The organism is Ascidiimonas aurantiaca, assembly GCF_037646345.1.
Taxonomy (GTDB): domain Bacteria; phylum Bacteroidota; class Bacteroidia; order Flavobacteriales; family Flavobacteriaceae; genus Ascidiimonas; species Ascidiimonas aurantiaca.
This window is the reverse complement of the sequence record NZ_JBBEWR010000011.1, coordinates 1-18,483: the sequence shown is the minus strand read 5'-3', so window position 1 is coordinate 18,483 and position 18,483 is coordinate 1. Positions and strand designations below refer to the sequence as shown.

At 43.3% G+C, this 18,483-nt stretch carries 11 protein-coding genes; 10 read left to right on the top strand and 1 reads right to left on the bottom strand.

What is annotated here, in order from left to right:
• Positions 1–14 precede the first annotated feature (14 nt).
• From bglX to WAO84_RS11890, 7 genes are all read left to right on the top strand, one after another.
• Positions 15–2,309, top strand: coding sequence for a beta-glucosidase BglX (gene bglX / locus WAO84_RS11920; RefSeq protein WP_340066023.1), 2,295 nt, complete (start codon positions 15–17; stop codon positions 2,307–2,309).
• Positions 2,306–3,079 carry a glycoside hydrolase family 16 protein gene (locus tag WAO84_RS11915; protein ID WP_340066022.1) on the top strand — a complete coding sequence of 258 codons (774 nt, stop codon included), beginning with the start codon at positions 2,306–2,308 and terminating at the stop codon, positions 3,077–3,079. The genes bglX and WAO84_RS11915 overlap by 4 nt, the downstream gene beginning before the upstream one ends.
• Before the next feature lie 364 nt (positions 3,080–3,443).
• A complete protein-coding gene (locus tag WAO84_RS11910; protein ID WP_340066021.1) occupies positions 3,444–4,274 on the top strand; it encodes a M57 family metalloprotease in 831 nt (276 codons plus the stop codon).
• 169 nt (positions 4,275–4,443) lie between these two features.
• Positions 4,444–5,256: a M57 family metalloprotease gene (locus tag WAO84_RS11905; protein ID WP_340066019.1), complete on the top strand. Its 813-nt coding sequence runs from the start codon at positions 4,444–4,446 to the stop codon at positions 5,254–5,256.
• 131 nt (positions 5,257–5,387) lie between these two features.
• Positions 5,388–6,221, top strand: coding sequence for a M57 family metalloprotease (locus WAO84_RS11900; protein ID WP_340066018.1), 834 nt, complete (start codon positions 5,388–5,390; stop codon positions 6,219–6,221).
• A 158-nt stretch (positions 6,222–6,379) separates the two neighbouring features.
• Positions 6,380–7,207: a M57 family metalloprotease gene (locus WAO84_RS11895; protein ID WP_340066017.1), complete on the top strand. Its 828-nt coding sequence runs from the start codon at positions 6,380–6,382 to the stop codon at positions 7,205–7,207.
• A 172-nt stretch (positions 7,208–7,379) separates the two neighbouring features.
• Positions 7,380–8,207, top strand: coding sequence for a M57 family metalloprotease (locus WAO84_RS11890; protein ID WP_340066016.1), 828 nt, complete (start codon positions 7,380–7,382; stop codon positions 8,205–8,207).
• A gap of 57 nt (positions 8,208–8,264) precedes the next feature.
• On the opposite strand, the gene WAO84_RS11885 is transcribed toward WAO84_RS11890, so the two are convergent.
• Complete coding sequence (locus WAO84_RS11885; protein ID WP_340066015.1) at positions 8,265–9,065, bottom strand: sulfite exporter TauE/SafE family protein; 801 nt, start codon at positions 9,063–9,065, stop codon at positions 8,265–8,267.
• A gap of 218 nt (positions 9,066–9,283) precedes the next feature.
• Between WAO84_RS11885 and WAO84_RS11880 the strand changes: the two genes are divergently transcribed.
• From WAO84_RS11880 to WAO84_RS11870, 3 genes are all read left to right on the top strand, one after another.
• A complete protein-coding gene (locus tag WAO84_RS11880) occupies positions 9,284–12,703 on the top strand; it encodes a methylmalonyl-CoA mutase family protein (protein WP_340066014.1) in 3,420 nt (1,139 codons plus the stop codon).
• A 304-nt stretch (positions 12,704–13,007) separates the two neighbouring features.
• Positions 13,008–16,337: an RHS repeat domain-containing protein gene (locus WAO84_RS11875; RefSeq protein ID WP_340066013.1), complete on the top strand. Its 3,330-nt coding sequence runs from the start codon at positions 13,008–13,010 to the stop codon at positions 16,335–16,337.
• A 23-nt stretch (positions 16,338–16,360) separates the two neighbouring features.
• Positions 16,361–18,483, top strand: a 2,123-nt coding sequence (locus WAO84_RS11870) for a DUF6443 domain-containing protein (protein WP_340066012.1), incomplete at its 3' end; no start/stop codon positions are given.

Below are 18,483 nucleotides of genomic sequence, written 5' to 3'. Positions count from 1 at the left end.
AACGCTATAGTAAGATGAATTATAAAAAAGTATATACATTATTACTCTTCAGTATCGCACTCCTACTAACAGTTTCCTGTAAAAAGGTTCCTGCAGGCAATGCGACAACATCCCTTTTAGACCAAAGAGTCGATTCCGTCCTGGCGCTTATGACCCTTAAGGAAAAAATAGGGCAAATGAACCAGTATAATGGTTTTTGGGATGCCACCGGCCCCGTGCCTGAAGAGGGAGATGCCGCAGGAAAATATGAAGACCTCAGAAACGGAAGGGTAGGCTCGATGTTAAATGTAAGAGGTGTAGAGCAGGTAAGGGCCGTTCAGAAAATTGCCGTAGAAGAAACCCGCCTGGGAATACCTCTCATAATAGGGTTTGACGCAATTCACGGGTACAGTACCATAAGCCCCATACCATTGGCAGAAGCAGCCAGTTGGGATATGGAAGCCATTCAAAAGTCAGCAGCCGTGTCTGCTGCCGAAACCGCGGCTATGGGTATCAACTGGACCTTTGCCCCTATGGTCGATATTTCCAGAGATCCGCGTTGGGGAAGAGTAATGGAAGGTGCCGGTGAAGACCCTTATCTGGGAAGCCGGATAGCAGAAGCCAGAGTAAAAGGTTTTCAGGGAGACGACCTCGCAGCCGTAAATACCATTGCTGCCTGTGCCAAGCATTTTGCAGGCTACGGTTTCTCAGAGGCAGGACGGGACTATAATACAGTAGATATAGGAACATCAACTCTGTACAATGTTGTATTTCCTCCGTTTGAAGCAGCCTCCAATGCCGGTGTTCGTACCTTTATGAATGCATTTAATGTACTGGAGGGCATTCCTGCAACAGGGCATACCTTTTTACAAAGAGAGATCCTTAAAAAAGAATGGGGTTTTACCGGCTTTATCGTATCAGACTGGGGGTCAATTGGAGAGATGATACCCCACGGTTATGCAGCCAATGGCCGCGATGCCGCATATAAGGCAATAACCGCAGGTTCTGATATGGATATGGAATCGGCACTATACCTTGAGCATCTTGAAGACCTGGTAAATGAAGGTTTAGTACATGAAAGTCTCATAGACGATGCCGTTCGCAGAATTTTACGCCTTAAATTTGAACTCGGTCTTTTTGATGACCCGTACCGGTATTGTGATGAACAAAGAGAAGCTACCGTGCCGGGGAGCCGGGAACATCTCGAAGCTGTAGAAGATATGGCTAAAAAATCTATAGTACTGCTTAAAAATGAAGATAAACTACTTCCCTTACCCAAAGAAGGGCTTAAAATAGCCCTTATCGGGCCTCTGGCAGACGATAAGAATAGCCCTTTGGGAAGCTGGCGCCTGGCAGCAGAAGACCATACCGCCTCTTCAGTCAAAGAAGGCTTAGAGCTATACGGAAATCATATCTTAAACTATGCCGTGGGTGCAAAGCTTACTTTGGGAAAGCCTGCTTTTGTTTTTGAAACAAAAGTCAATACTACCGACAGAAGCGGATTTTCTGAAGCCATAAATGTGGCGCGTGATGCAGATGTAGTAGTGATGGTTTTAGGAGAGAACGGATACCAGAGCGGAGAAGGGAGAAGCGTAACTTCACTTGACCTGCCCGGACTCCAGCAGGAACTCCTCGAAGCTGTGTATAACGTAAATAAAAAAATAGTTCTTGTATTGATGAACGGACGTCCGCTTACGATTAACTGGGCAGACGAAAACATCCCCGCCATAGTAGAAGCATGGCATTTGGGAACCAGAAGCGGACACGCCATTGCTCAGGTGCTTTATGGAGAGTACAATCCCGGAGGAAAACTTCCTATGACCTTTCCCCGCACAGTAGGGCAGATACCCCTGTATTACAATCACAAAAATACAGGAAGACCCTTAGTTCCCGGCCCAGATCTTGTATTCTGGTCGCATTACACAGACGAAGAGAACACCCCCCTGTATGCATTTGGCCATGGGTTAAGTTATACCACTTTCCAATATCATAACCTCCAATTGAGCAATCCCGGTTTTTCGGGAGATGAACGCCTTGAAATTTCAGTAGAGGTCACTAATACCGGAGAAAGAGCAGGGAGAGAAGTCGTACAGTTATACCTTCGGGATCTCGTAGCCAGTGTAACTCGCCCCGTAAAAGAGCTCAAAGGTTTTGAAACCGTAAATCTGCAACCCGGAGAGACCAAAAAAGTTACCTTTACCATAGATAAGGAAACTATAAGCTTTTACAATGCACAGCAACAAAAGCGGGCAGAGTCCGGTGAATTTGCCGTATATGTAGGAGGAAGCTCCGTTACCGTTTTAGAATCATTATTTACCTACCAGGAATGAAAAAGAGCAGGTTTTATCAATATTTTGTTCTTCTCAGCTTCGTAACAGGTGCCGTATCGTCCCAGGAATATACAACACTGGTGTGGGAAGAACAGTTTGAAGGCAAAACCCTTGATCACAATAGCTGGAGTTTTGAGCTGGGCGATGGCTGCCCTTCCCTTTGCGGCTGGGGTAATAACGAAAGGCAGATCTACACAAAAGTAAATCATAAACTAAAGAATGGGTATCTTATCATTACTGCAAAAAAAGAAGACAGTATCTACACATCTACCCGTATCGTAACTAAAAATAAAAAAACATTTCAATACGGGCGCATCGAGATAAAGGCAAAACTTCCCGCAGGCAAAGGGCTGTGGCCTGCATTCTGGATGTTGGGCAGTAACATAGATAAAGTAAAGTGGCCCGCATGTGGCGAAATAGACGTATTGGAATACGTGGGTAAAGAACCGCATACCGTATTCACCTCCCTTCATACAACATCAAGCCATGGCAATACCGTAAACTCCAAAAAAACATGTATTCCTGATATTGAAAAAGGTTTTCATGTATATGAAGCCCTGTGGACTCCCGAGCGAATTACTTTTTTGATAGACAGGAAAAAGGTGTATGAGTATGCACCTGAAAACAAAACTCCCGACAACTGGCCCTTCAACCAACCATTTTACTTCATTATTAATCTGGCCATAGGAGGTAATTTTGGCGGACCTTATGTAGATAACACTATTTTTCCTCAAAACTTTGTTGTGGATTATATAAGAGTGTATCAATAACAAAGTTTATATTAAAAAAACTTATTCACTTTACGGGTTAACCTTTTTTTATACTTACATTTTTCACATAATTAAATTGTAAGAAAAATATGGTAAAACAGTACTGCTCCTGAGTAAAAACTTGCCTTTAATCGATAAAATACTGCACTACAACGATTTAACTTTTTAATTTTTTATTTGTAAATATGTTAAAGGATAAAAATTTATTTTGATAATTTGTTAAAAAATCACTTTGTACACTATTTTTCGTAAGAATATTTTTAGTTTTTTGTAATTTTAACTCGCTTTTAACGGTAATTAACAGTGTACATGACAGAATTTGTTAGATAGCAATCTATTAACATTAACAATCAAAAAGTTTAAAATGAAAAATCTTAATTTAAAAGTAGTATTATCCTTTATGGGTTTAGGTATTGTCTTAGCATCTTGTAGTAAAGATGAGGCTGCCGAAATAAACACAGTTCAAGAGATCCCTCAGGATGTGATCGAAAAAGTAGAATCACTTGCTTTAAACCCTAAGGGGATGACCCTGGAGACCTTTGAAACTCCAGACGGAACTACAGAGTCTGTATATATGGTAGAGGGTGATATAGCCATCTATCCCGAGCAACTGGCTAATATGAGTATTTATGACGGTATAACTTCAGAGCAGTACCGTACCAGAAATCTGGTATCACAACCAAGAACTATTAGTGTTATTGGTTATACCGGTGGTTCTAATGCCCTGACGACTAATATGCGTAACGGTACCTCTTTCGCCATTAATAATTATAATGCACTTAATTTAACCCTTACATTTACCCTTACCTTTGCTACCAGTACTGCTGCAGATATCGTAGTATATAGAGATCCTTCCGTATCCGGTGCAGGTGGTGCTGCGGGATTCCCTTCCGGAGGTAACCCTTTTAAGTGGAACCGATTGTTTGCGGGTCTGGATAATGCCCCTAATGATGTAAATGAGCACGTAGCTACGCACGAAATAGGGCACTCCGTTGGTCTGAGACACACAGACTATTTCAGCAGACAAAGCTGTGGTCAGAATGTAAATGAGGGTGATGCCGGTGTTGGAGCGATCCACATTCCCGGAACCCCTACCGGTTTTGACCCGACTTCTATCATGTTAGCCTGTTTTACTTTCTCAACAAATGGAGAGTTTAATGCTAACGACATTACTGCCTTGCGGTTCATGTATTAAAAATTTTCACATATCAGGCAAATTTTGCCCTGTACACAAAACAAAGGGGAGCGATATCGCTCCCCTTTGTTTTGCTTAAAAACGAAAAAAAACTTCAAAAAATGTAGGTTAAAACCTATAAAAACTGTATATTTTGATGTAAAACATTAACATTCAAATATATACGACAATGAAAATTTTAAGATCAACAAGACTCCTATGTAGTCTGGTAGTCGGGATAGTTTTATCCGGTTGTACGCGAGATACGACCGATGATACAGACCCTGGCCTTACCATTTCCAAACAGGTTATTGAAAAAGTTACTTCTCTGGGTTTAAATCCTTATGGCATGACAGTAGAACGATTAGAACGTCCCAATGGTACAGAAGAAGATGTGTACGTTATTGAAGGTGATATTGCCATGAGCGCAGAGCAATTGGCAGAAATGAGTATTTACGGTGGGATCACCTCAGAACAGTACAGGACCAATAATCTTGTGAACCCGGGTGTTATTCAGGTTATAGGATATACCGGGGGCAGTAACGGACTCACTTTAAATATGCAAACGGCACTTCTTCAGGCAGTAAATGAGTACAATAACCTAAATCTTACCATTCGGTTTGACCTTACATTTGCTCCCTCTACTAACGGTGATATTATTGTTTACAAAACATCGGGAGGGTCCATTGCAGGTTTCCCTGCCAATGGAAAACCTTATAAATGGATCGCTTTAAGCGATAGTTTAAGTTCTGCGTCGGTTAGCGTTTTAAAAATATTACTTATGCATGAAATAGGGCACTCTATAGGCTTAAGGCATACCGACTGGTTTAGCAGACAAAGTTGTGGGCAGAATGTAAGTGAAGGTGATGCAGGCGTAGGAGCGATCCATATCCCCGGGACCCCTACCGGTTTTGACCCTGACTCACTTATGCTGGCTTGCTTTTCTTTTAGTGCTAACGGGTTTAATACCAATGATATTATTGCCTTAGAGTTCCTGTATTAAAAGTTTTAACCTATCAGGCACATGGTTGCTCTTCGTATTTAATTTCTGACATAAAAAACAATATAAAAAGTAGGTTAAAACTTATTAAATATGTATATTCGTAATATATTAACAATCAAAACTATACGATTATGAAAATCTTAAAAACAACTGTTTCTTTTTTAGCAGCTACTCTGGTGTTTGCATCCTGTACCAGAGATGAAAACCCTGTACAGGTAGAAAACCAGGCAATTTCACAAGAGGTGATCGAAAAAGTAGAATCACTGGCTTTAAACCCTAAAGGGATGACCCTGGAGACCTTTGAAACTCCAGACGGAACCACCGAAACCGTTTATATGGTAGAAGGTGATATAGCCATCTATCCCGAGCAACTGGCCAACATGAGTATTTATGATGGCATTACTTCAGAGCACTACCATACCAGAAATCTGGTAACTCCCAAAAGAAGAACTCTTAGTGTTATTGGTTATACCGGTGGTGCCAATGCCCTGACGACTAATATGCGTAACGGTACTTCTTTAGCCGTTAATAATCTCAATTCACTTAATTTACACCTTAGATTTACCCTTACCTTTGCTACCAGTACAGCGGCAGATATCGTAGTGTATAGAGATCCTTCCGTATCCGGTGCAGGAGGTGCCGCAGGATTTCCTGATGGGAACGGTAATCCGTTTAAGTGGAACCGATTGTTTGCAGGTCTTGATTTTGCTTCTGACGATGTAAACGAGCACGTAGCTACGCATGAAATATGTCACTCTATAGGTCTGAGACATACAGACTATTTCAGCAGACAAAGTTGTGGTCAGAACATAAATGAAGGTGATGCCGGTGTTGGAGCGATCCACATTCCCGGAACCCCTACCGGCTTTGACTCGACTTCTATCATGTTAGCTTGTTTTACTTTCTCCACCAATGGAGAGTTCAATGCTAACGACGTTACTGCCTTGGAGTTCCTGTATCAATAACATATCGGGCAAATTCTGCCCTGTAAATAAAACAAAGGGGAGCCATATCGCTCCCCTTTGTTTTGCTTAAAAACGAAAAAAACTTCAAAAAAGTAGGTTAAAACTTATAAAAACTGTATATTTTGATGTAAAACATTAACAATCAAAACCATACGATTATGAAAGTCTTAAAAACAACGGTTTCTTTTTTAGCAGCTACTCTAGTGTTTGCATCCTGTACCAGAGATGAAAACCCTGTACAGGTAGAAGATCAGGCAATTTCACAAGAGGTGATCGAAAAAGTAGAATCACTGGCTTTAAATCCTAAAGGAATGACCCTGGAGACCTTTGTAACTCCAGACGGAACTACAGAGTCTGTATATATGGTAGAGGGTGATATAGCCATCTATCCCGAGCAACTGGCTAATATGAGTATTTATGACGGTATAACTTCAGAGCAGTACCGTACCAGAAATCTGGTATCACAACCAAGAACCATTAGTGTTATTGGCTATACCGGTGGTGCCAATGCCCTGACGACTAATATGCAAACCGGTCTTGCCCTGGCCATTAATAACTATAATGCACTTAATTTAACCCTTACATTTACCCTTACCTTTGCTACCAGTACTGCGGCAGATATTGTGGTATATGTAGACCCTGCGATGACCAGCGCGAGCGTGGGTGCTTCGGGGTTCCCTAGTAATGGTAATCCTTTTAAATGGGTAAGGTTGTCACCTTCGTTAGACAACTTTCCCATGAACGTAATTGAATGCGTAATCACCCATGAAATTGGGCACTCTATTGGTCTGAGACATACCGACTGGTTTAGCAGACAAAGTTGTGGTCAGTATGTAAATGAAGGTGATGCCGGTGTTGGAGCGATCCACATTCCCGGAACCCCTACCGGTTTTGATCCAACGTCTATAATGTTGTCTTGTTGCTCTCTTAATACAGATGGAGAACTTAACGCTAATGATATTACTGCCTTGCGGTTCCTGTATTAAAACATTAACATATCAGGCAAATTCTGCCCTGTACATAAAACAAAGGGGAGCGATATCGCTCCCCCTTTGTTTTATTTAAAAGAACACCTAAAAATCCTAAAAAAAAGTAGGTTAAAACTTATAAAAACTGTATATTATGATGTAAAACATTAACAATCAAAACTATACAATTATGAAAGTCTTAAAAACAACTGTTTCTTTTTTAGCAGCTACTCTGGTGTTTGCGTCCTGTACCAGAGATGAAAACCCTGTACAGGCAGAAGACCAGGCAATTTCACAAGAGGTGATAGACAAAGTAAGATCCCTTAACATGAATCCCGAAGGGATGACCCTGGAAAATGTAAAGTTGCCAGACGGAACATTGGAAACATTTTATCATTTGGAAACCGATATCTTCATGCCTCCCGAACAACTGGAAGCAATGGTTCCTGATGATGTGGTTATCACAGAGCATTACCGCTATATAAATGTAGTCAACCATCCGCGTACCATTAGTGTGATTGGATATACGGGAGGCGTTAACGGTCTTACTGCCAATATGCAAACCGGTCTTACCTGGGCGGTAAATAATTACAACGCAGTACCCGGGTTGACCCTTACCTTTACCCTTACCTTTGCTACCAGTACCGATGCAGATATTGTGGTGTACAGAGATCCTGCTACCTCTGGGGCCGGAGGCGCAGCCGGTATCCCGGATACAAGCGGTAATCCTTTTAAATGGCTCCGTTTATATGCGGGACTGGATAACGCAAGTAATAATGTAAATGAACATGTAATAACCCATCAAATGGGGCATTGCATAGGAATGGCCCATACCGATTGGGAAAACAGAGAAAGCTGCGGCAGTGGCGGAGGCGGTGGAAGTAGCACTAATGTAGTTTATATTCCGGGTACCCCTACGGGTTTTGATCCCGGGTCTATATGGAACGCATGTTTTGATTTTAGCACTACCGGAGAGTTTAATGCAAATGATATTCTGGCACTACAGGTGCTTTTCTAAAATACATTTCTATACATATCTATAAAGAGAGTATCTGTACGGTACTCTCTTTTTTAATTAGGAGCCAGTAAGTTCCCGTATTAAAATATAAACACTCATTGCCAGTATGAGCCACCCAAATCCTTTTTTAAGGCCTTTGTCTGAAACATGACGTGAGAGCATACCTCCTAACAAAATACCTATCATGGTGATTGCAGTGAATGTGAGTAAAAAAGGCCATTCTATTTCCATTTTCTGAAGGTCTCCCGTAAACCCGATCAGGGAGTTGATCGAAACAATGACCAGTGAGGTACCTACCGCTTTTTTCATAGGCAGATGTGTCCATAATACCAGTGCCGGAACGTATAAAAAACCACCTCCGGCACCTATAATACCAGTTATAGTACCAATAATCAATCCCTGAACAAAAATAAAAGGATAAGAGGTTTTTTTCGCTGTCTCCCGGTCGCCCACCTGTTCTGGGCGTATCATGGCATAGGCTGCAAATACCATGATCAGGGCAAAAAATAACATGAGGGCCATTTCTTTGGTAACAGGCAGGGCCCCTACAGAGAAAAGAGTATCTGGAATGGCCGGCACCAAAAAACGTCGTGAAGCATATACCGCTACAAAAGAGGGAAAACTAAAAAACAGCCCTGTTTTAAAAACCACCAGCCCCTCACGGTACTTCTGCCATACCCCGGCAACAGAAGAAGCACCTACCACAAAAAGCGAATAAGCAGTAGCTACCACAGGATTGTATCCCAGAAGATAAACCAGGAGAGGCACCGTTAATATAGAGCCACCACCTCCGGCCAGTCCCAGAATGAGACCTATAAAAAGTGCGCCGGTATAACCCAGTATCAGGGTAGTTTCCATGGGTTTGAATATATGTGCAAAAGTATTTATAATCCTTTAAAAACGCCGGTTTTATCTGCCATAAAAAAAAACTGGTTAAAACAAAAAAGTATTTGGAGTATGTATAACCGGTTTATAGATATTTTTAACAATCTTTAGGTTTTGAATATTATAACTAATAAGGCGTTTTTTTTGAGATTTCCGTAAATTGCGATCCAAAATAACTTCTTTTATTAACGATGGAACAAACATTACCCTATAAGCCTGAGAACAAGATCAGGATCGTAACAGCGGCCTCGCTTTTTGACGGACACGATGCAGCTATTAACATTATGCGCCGCATTATTCAGTCTACCGGGGTAGAAGTAATACATTTGGGGCACGACCGCAGTGTGGAGGAAGTAGTGAACTGCGCCATCCAGGAAGATGCGAATGCCATTGCCATGACCTCTTATCAGGGAGGGCACACCGAATATTTTAAATATATGTATGATCTGCTTAAGGAAAAAGGGGCCGACCATATCCGCATTTTTGGCGGTGGTGGCGGAACGATCCTTCCCGGGGAGATCAAAGAACTTATGGATTATGGGATTACCCGTATCTATCATCCGGATGATGGCCGCGAAATGGGACTTCAGGGAATGATTAACGATCTTGTAAAAAGATCTGACTTTCCCGTAGGAGATCAGGTAAACGGAGAATTTGCAACCGTTTCAGCAACACATCACAGAGAGATTGCACGGGTCATATCTGCCGCAGAGAATTTCCCCGAAAAACATAAAGAAGCTCTTGGAAAAATAAGAGCACAGGCCAAAGAGGTCCCTATTCCCGTATTGGGAATTACCGGAACCGGAGGTTCCGGTAAATCAAGTCTGGTAGATGAGCTCGTACGGCGTTTTCTCATAGACTTTGAAGATAAGACCATTGCCGTGATCTCAGTAGATCCTTCCAAAAGAAAAACCGGAGGTGCATTGTTAGGAGATCGTATTCGTATGAATTCCATTAAAAGTGATCGCGTATATATGCGTTCACTCGCTACCCGCCAGTCCAATCTGGCCCTTTCCAAATATGTTGATGATGCCGTTTCCATCCTAAAAGTGGCAGGGTTCGATCTTATTATCCTGGAAACTTCCGGAATAGGCCAGAGTGACACAGAGATCCTCGATCATTCTGATGCGTCTTTGTACGTAATGACCCCCGAATACGGTGCAGCTACCCAACTGGAGAAAATAGATATGTTGGATTTTGCCGATGTTATTGCCCTAAATAAATTTGATAAAAGAGGGGCCCTCGATGCTCTTAGAGATGTAAAAAAACAATATCAGCGAAACCACCAGTTGTGGGATAAAGACCCCGAAACCATGCCTGTACACGGTACTATCGCTTCACAGTTCAACGATCCCGGTACCAATACCCTTTACCGCGTATTGATCAATACCCTTAATGAAAAGACCCAGGCCGGTTTTGAAAGTAGTTTTGAGATTACCGAAGCCATGTCTGAGAAGCAGTATATCATACCGCCCAATCGCACGCGTTACCTCTCTGAGATTACCGAGAACAATCGGGGTTACGGCGAGAAGGTACAGCAGAGCGTAGCCGTTGCTCAAAAGCTATTTGGCATTTATAAAACCATTGAAGCCGTTTGCGGCACCACTCCGGTCCTCACTACTTACGGACTCGACATGCCAACCATACCCGAAGAGAAACAGGAATTTACAGATCTCTTGCTCAAAGAGTTTGACCGTATTAAAATGAACCTGGACCCTCATCACTGGGAGGACCTGCTGCAATGGGAACAGAAAATTAAAAAATATAAAGACCCCGTTTATACCTTTAAAGTGCGGGATCGTGAAATAAAAATAGATACCCATACCCCATCCTTATCGCATACGCAGATCCCTAAAGTGGCACTGCCGCGTTTTGAAGCATGGGGCGATGTGCTACGCTGGATACTGCAGGAAAATGTACCCGGCGAGTTTCCCTATGCCGCGGGTATTTATCCTTTTAAAAGACAGGGAGAAGACCCTACCCGTATGTTTGCAGGAGAAGGAAACCCCGAAAGAACCAATCGTCGTTTTCATTACGTAAGCCTCGGTATGCCGGCTAAACGTTTATCTACCGCTTTCGATTCCGTCACCCTGTACGGGAATGACCCCGGCTATCGTCCCGATATTTACGGAAAAGTCGGGAATTCAGGAGTTTCCGTTTGTTGTCTCGACGATGCCAAAAAACTGTATTCCGGTTTTGACCTGGCAGACCCCATGACTTCCGTAAGTATGACCATTAACGGGCCTGCCCCTATGTTGCTTGGTTTCTTTATGAATGCAGCGATAGACCAGCAATGTGAACGTTATATCAAAAAGAACGGACTGGAAAAAGAAATAAATGCCAAAATAGAGGCTATTTATAAAGAAAAGGGAGTTCCCAGGCCTGTTTATCAGGGAGAGCTCCCGGAAGGAAATGACGGACTGGGCCTTATGTTACTGGGTGTTACCGGAGACGAAGTACTGCCGGCCAATGTATATGAAAAAATAAAAGCACAAACCCTTTCACAGGTACGGGGTACCGTACAGGCCGATATTCTTAAAGAAGACCAGGCACAGAATACCTGTATTTTTTCTACCGAGTTTGCCCTGCGTTTAATGGGAGACGTTCAGGAATATTTTATACATAACAATATTCGAAACTTTTATTCCGTATCCATTTCAGGATACCACATTGCAGAAGCAGGAGCCAACCCCGTTACCCAACTGGCGTTTACCCTTGCCAACGGGTTTACCTATGTAGAATATTACCTGAGCAGAGGCATGGATATTAACGCTTTTGGTCCCAATCTTTCCTTCTTTTTCTCAAACGGGATCGATCCCGAATATGCCGTAATAGGGCGTGTGGCCCGTAAAATATGGGCTAAGGCCATGAAGCTTAAGTACGGCGCTAACGAAAGGGCCCAGATGCTCAAGTACCATATTCAGACCTCCGGAAGGTCACTACATGCCCAGGAGATAGACTTTAACGATATTCGTACCACCCTCCAGGCATTGTATGCTATTTATGATAATTGTAATTCCCTGCATACCAATGCGTATGACGAAGCCATTACCACACCTACCGAAGAAAGTGTACGCAGGGCAATGGCCATACAGCTTATTATTAACCGCGAACTGGGCCTGGCGAAAAACGAAAATCCCTTACAGGGTTCCTTTATCATAGAAGAGCTTACCGATCTGGTAGAAGAAGCCGTGTATGCAGAGTTTGACCGGATTACCGAAAGGGGAGGCGTACTGGGGGCCATGGAAACCATGTACCAACGTTCTAAAATACAGGAAGAGAGTTTGTATTATGAAACCCTGAAACACACAGGAGAGTTCCCTATCATTGGAGTAAATACCTTTCTCAGCAGCAAGGGGTCACCCACTATTATCCCCAAAGAAGTGATCAGGGCCACCGAGGAAGAAAAAGAAAGTCAGATACAAACCTTAAAAAGCCTTCACAAAGGGAATACCCAAAAAGCTACTGACGCACTGAAAAAAGTACAGCAGGCAGCCATACAAAATAAAAATCTGTTTGCCGAGCTTATGGAAGCCACCAAAATATGCTCTCTCGGGCAGATAACCGATGCGCTTTTTGAAGTAGGCGGGCAGTACCGTCGCAATATGTAAATTCATAAATAAGGTCACTATACAAAAAGGTTCCGGTACTCCGGGACCTTTTTTTTGGTACCGCCTTTTTTTTGATAAAAAAATTAACTTTTATTTAACAATTTTTTTCTTCTTTTTTCAACTGATTGATAATCAAATTTCTACTTTTTATTTTATCATTAAAATGTATTTACTACTTATTTTTTAACGCAATTACTTACAGAAACCAACAAATGTCATATTCTTTTTAAAGAATAATTGCTTGTTTTGTATATACCTCGTCCGCATTTAAAAAATTAATGATCGGGGAGGGTACACTGTTAACATGAAGAAAAACTTAGAAAAAAAGCCACTATATCTTTTATGCCGAATACCTGTTAAGCGTATTCTTAAAGATGGTCACATCATTTCCCTATACTTAAATCCATTTCAAGCTATGTTCCGTACCTTGCTATTTTCGTACATTAAGTTCTATACATTAACACTCCTGTTTTTTCCTGCTGTAATGGCGGCTCAGGACTTTACTCCCGATTATATTACCTATCATTCCGAATACGTGCCGGTTACCCCTAATGCAAGTACTTTTAAGGTTTATGGAGACACACCTGTAAATAATGCTACCGGGGTACCTCAAATAGAGATCCCGCTGTTTACCATAGAAGAAGACGGGTTTTCACTCCCTGTCTCTATTTCGTATCATGCTTCGGGTATAAAAGTAGATCAGTTGGCAGGTGTTGCCGGACTGGGGTGGACCCTCAATGCCGGAGGGGGTATTTTTCGACAGGTAAATGATAAAGACGATGAAACAGGGTGGCTGGTACCCTCCAGAGTTGGGTATATTGATGCCCAGTGGGTAGTAAACAATCCGTTGAATGACTATGACAGTCAGAGAGAAATGGCTTTTTCAAGCAATAGTGACGACTATATCCCCGATGATTTTAGTTATACTCTTAACGGGATGTCCGGAGCTTTTATTCTCAATCATGATGGCACCGTAGAACAGGAAACCCGCAGCGCCTTAAAAATTACCCGTATTCCCGGTACAGGCCAGCTCTCCAGTTATACGGTTGCCGATGGTTCAGGAAACACATATCATCTGGGCACCCGCGAGATCAACCGTACCAATGTAGTCTCGGGTACGGGAGCAGGTCTTTCTTTTGACAGTAATACCCATACTTCAGGCTGGATGTTGGATCGTGTGGTAACCCGCAATAACCGTCAGATCAACTTTACCTATCAGGATTATAATCTGCAATATACTTTTAATAATGTATCTCATAGCATCACCCGCGCCCCGCAATGTCCTGAGTCTGGATCTATTTGCGGTTGCCAGGGTTCCGGTGGCGGATTTACCACCAGCCAGAGTACTACCACCATTACCCATTATCCTTTTAATAAACTGGTTTCCCAGATAGAATCACCCACCGTAAGGGTCACCTTTACCTATGCAGACGATGCCACCCTTTCTACCTGGAAGCGAAAACTTACCCGGGTCACCATTCTGGATAAGATAGGCAACCGTACAAAATATTTTGATTTCACCTACGGGAAGTTTACCGGTGATCCCCGTCTGCGTTTAGATCAGGTACAGGAAACCGGTTTTGACGGCACCGTAAGACCCCCTTATAAATTTACCTATAACGGGATATCCTTACCAGATAAAAGCAGTACCTCAAAAGATTTTCTGGGATATTATAACGGGGCAACCAATAGTACACTTATTCCGTTTTCCCTAACAGCATTCAATACGCTTAGTACCTCCTTTCGCTCCCGGCTTGCCGATCGTAAAGAGAACTTTCTTTTTCTGCAGGCCGGAACCCTCACCAAAATTGACTACCCTACAAAAGGTTCTACCCGTTTTGAATATGAAGCCAATGCTGTTATAGATACCACTCCGGCCAATCCAGTATATGTTACCAGAAATATTAAAGTATCCAATCAGATCTATACCTATACCGGTCCCGATTCCGGTCGTACCTATTTCAGAGTGCCTTTTACCATAGCCGAAAATGAAAGTCAGGTATCAGGAACCCGGGTAACCTATAGTGCAGCCTCTACGATCTGTAATTTTGATCCCGGTTTTCCCAGTATAGACTGTTCCCGTTTTAATATTTATGAACGTTCGGGCCCATTTGTTTTACAGCCTGGTGTTTTTAATCCCTACAAAGTTATAGGGGCCGAAGGCAGTGTAAATTTGATGAAAGGGGATTATATGCTGGAACTGAGTGTGGCCAATGCCGATCTTACCGCCAATCCCGGAGCCAATATTGAAGTTTTTATAAGCTGGAGAGAAGAAGCGCCGGGACCCCAGCAAACTTTTTATACAGGAGGCCTTCGCGTAAAAAACATTACCAATCGTGATGCCGGTGGCCAGGTACTTACCCAGAGGAACTATAAGTATGACGGATTGACCGGGTATCAGCCCAGTGTGGTCAATACCATGAAAAATTACGGAGAGAGTGCCGTATTCTCGGCAGATAACCTTGCTTTGAACCCTACTCTTATCAAAAACGGATACTACTATAAAAATGTAACCATTAACCAGGTAGGAGCCGCCGGAGATACCATTCGCACCGTAGAAAAGTATCAAGACGCATTTCGCAATAAATCCTATGCGCCGCAAATGGTACAGCAGGATATGTACAAAGGTGCACACAAAGTACGCTCAGTATATATGCAATATGACAATACCGTAGATAAAGACCTGCAGTTCTGGGTACTGGGGGATAAAGATTTCTGTTACACCAACCAGTTAAACGGGTCCATTTCTCTTGTTTTTAACAACCCTAACCCCCGTAACTACCGGCATCGTAAAAACCTGTTGTCGCAACGTACCAGTATTGATTATTTATATGAACAGGGTGATCCCTTTACCAGCGTAGTACAAATAGACCGCTATCAGTATAACAATCAGTTACAGTTAAGCCGTCAGGAAAAAGACAATCGGTATTATGCACAGAGCCTTACCGATGCCGAGCAGGGTAACTTCACATTATATGCTGATGGCGACTGGTATAAGGTAGATTATACCTACCCCATAGATCATACCACACAAAGCAGCACTTTAAACCAGCTCAATAACAAACACATGACCGCTTTACCCGTAAGCCGGAAAATATACAACCACTCCCGGCTTATTCTCGGGCAGTTTCAGGAATACGATACCAATGGTAACGTAACCGCAACCTACCGGTATCATAAAGGGCAGGGCAGCAATACGGCCGGGGGACATATTCCTGCCGATTATGAGCTTTTCAGCCGTTTTCGTATGGACACTCGCGGACGACCGGCCGAGATTCTGCCATACGATGGTACCCCTGTAGCCCTTTTATGGGATACCAGCGGTATCTATCTGCTGGCACAGTTACAAGGAGTTACCAAAAACCAGCTAGATACCCAGGTGCCACTGGGCGTGAACCTTTTTACCACCAGCGAAACACAGCTGCAAACTATCTATTCCGGTTTGCGTACCGCTTTCCCCGATGCCATGATCACTACCTATTCATATACCCCGCTCACCGGCCTCGCCCGAAGTAATGATACCCGAAATATGGCTACCTATTATGATTATGACGGTTTAAACCGTCTTATAAGGGTCAGGGACCTTAATAACCGTATGTTACAGGAAATCATATATCACTACCAACAACCCTGAAAAAGCGCACCAATCGACAACCTATGAAAAATTTAGTTCGCATGAAAAACCCTTTGTTTATTTTCTGTACGGTTTTTACCATAAGCCTTATGAGCGCTCAAATACCCACTACCATTGTAAAAGGAGGGGCCACCGATTATATAGTTACCGGGAATGATACCCTTATCGCTTCCCAAAGCATAACGCTTACACCCTTGTCGTGGATACAGGCCGGAAGTAATTTTACCGCTACCGTTATTTCAGATCCCTATATAGCCATAAGCCGAAGTAATCAAAATTACATATACTCGCGGGAGTATATGACCGCTATGGCCGATAGCAATGGCATACGTGAGAACAGAGATGTTTTGGAGAGCCTTGTGTATTATGACGGACTCGGGAGGCCCAAACAGCAGATCGCGATAAAACAGTCGCCCGACAAAAATGACCTGATCACTCATGTGGCCTACGATGCCTTTGGGCGAAAAACCCGTGAGTACTTATCATACGAAGAAACTACCCAGATTCCCGGTACCTTACGTACCGGTGATATACATGCAGCCACCCAGAATTTTTACAAGAGCCACTATCCGGATGATTTTCCTTTTGTGGCCGCTCAGGCCAACCCGTACAGCGAGACCCTTTTAGAGAACTCCCCCCTAAACCGAACCTTACAACAGGCCGCCCCCGGAGAAGTATGGAAGCTGGGGAATGGCCATGAGATAGAAATGGCCTACAATGCCAATACCAGCGGTGAAGTGCGCCATTTTAAAGTAAGCTTTGCCGGGAACGATCCGCAGGCACCACAGCTTTCCGTAGCTGCGGCCACCCATTATCCTGCCGGGTTTTTATATAAAAATACCACCCGTGATGAGAACCACCCCGGCACAGCTACCAGAGACCATACCACCGAAGAGTTTACCGATAAACAGGGAAGAGTCGTATTAAAACGTACCTATGCCAATGAGACCGCGCACGATACTTATTACGTGTATGACAGTTACGGGAACCTTACCTTTGTGATCCCACCCAAAGTAATTACCACCGATGGGGTGAGTACCACCGAGCTTAATGAACTGTGCTACCAGTATATATATGACCGCCGTAACCGGCTTATTGAGAAAAAAATACCAGGCAAAGGATGGGAGTTTATAGTATATAACACCCTGGACCAGCCCATAATGACCCAGGACAGTATGCAACGTACCCAGAACCGGTGGCTTTTTACCAAGTACGACCGTTTTGGAAGAGTAGTCTATAGCGGGCTCTATACAGCCGCAGGTGCCGCTTCCCGTACCAGCGTACAGGCCGATGCGGAGAACATTGCTTTGTTCTCACCCACCGTAAGCTATAGCAGCATCCCACAATCATTGGGAGGTGCCCAGGTATATTATTCCAACAATGCATTTCCCGTTACCGGGATCACCGAGGTATATAGTATAAACTATTATGATGATTACAACGATTTTGACAAAGCCGGCTTTACCGTACCTGCCGGTATAAACGGTCAGACAGTTACCTCCCAAACGCAGGGGCTTGCTACCGCCAGCCAGACCAAAGTATTAGGCACTGCCAGTGACTGGATCACCACCCTGATGGGGTATGACCAAAAAGGGCGTATGATCTGGAGCGGTAGCCGCAACACCTATCTCGATACCCGCGATGAAACAGAGACTACACTCGATTTCCCCGGTCGCATCACCCAACTGGTAACCCGGCACACCAAAGGTACCAGTGCAGTAATTGTCACTACCGAGCAGTTTACCTATGACCATACGGGGCGACCACTTGCACATACTCACCAGACAGGGAGCGGTAGCAAAGAGCTACTGGCATATAACCGATACGATGCTTTAGGCCAACTTACTCAAAAAAACGTAGGCAATACAATTAGCACCCCGTTACAGCAAATAATCTATAATTACAATGTACGGGGCTGGTTAAAAGGTATAAACGATGTGAATAGTACCATAAAATTGTTTAACTTTAGTATCCGGTATAACGACCCGCAAAACGGGGCCACTCCGCTCTATAACGGGAACATTAGTGAGACCCATTGGCGTACCGCCAATACCGACAGTTCTTTGAAACATTATCGCTATACGTACGATGCGTTGAACCGGTTGGTAAGCGCGAATCACTCGAATCCCAACTATACTCTGGGCTT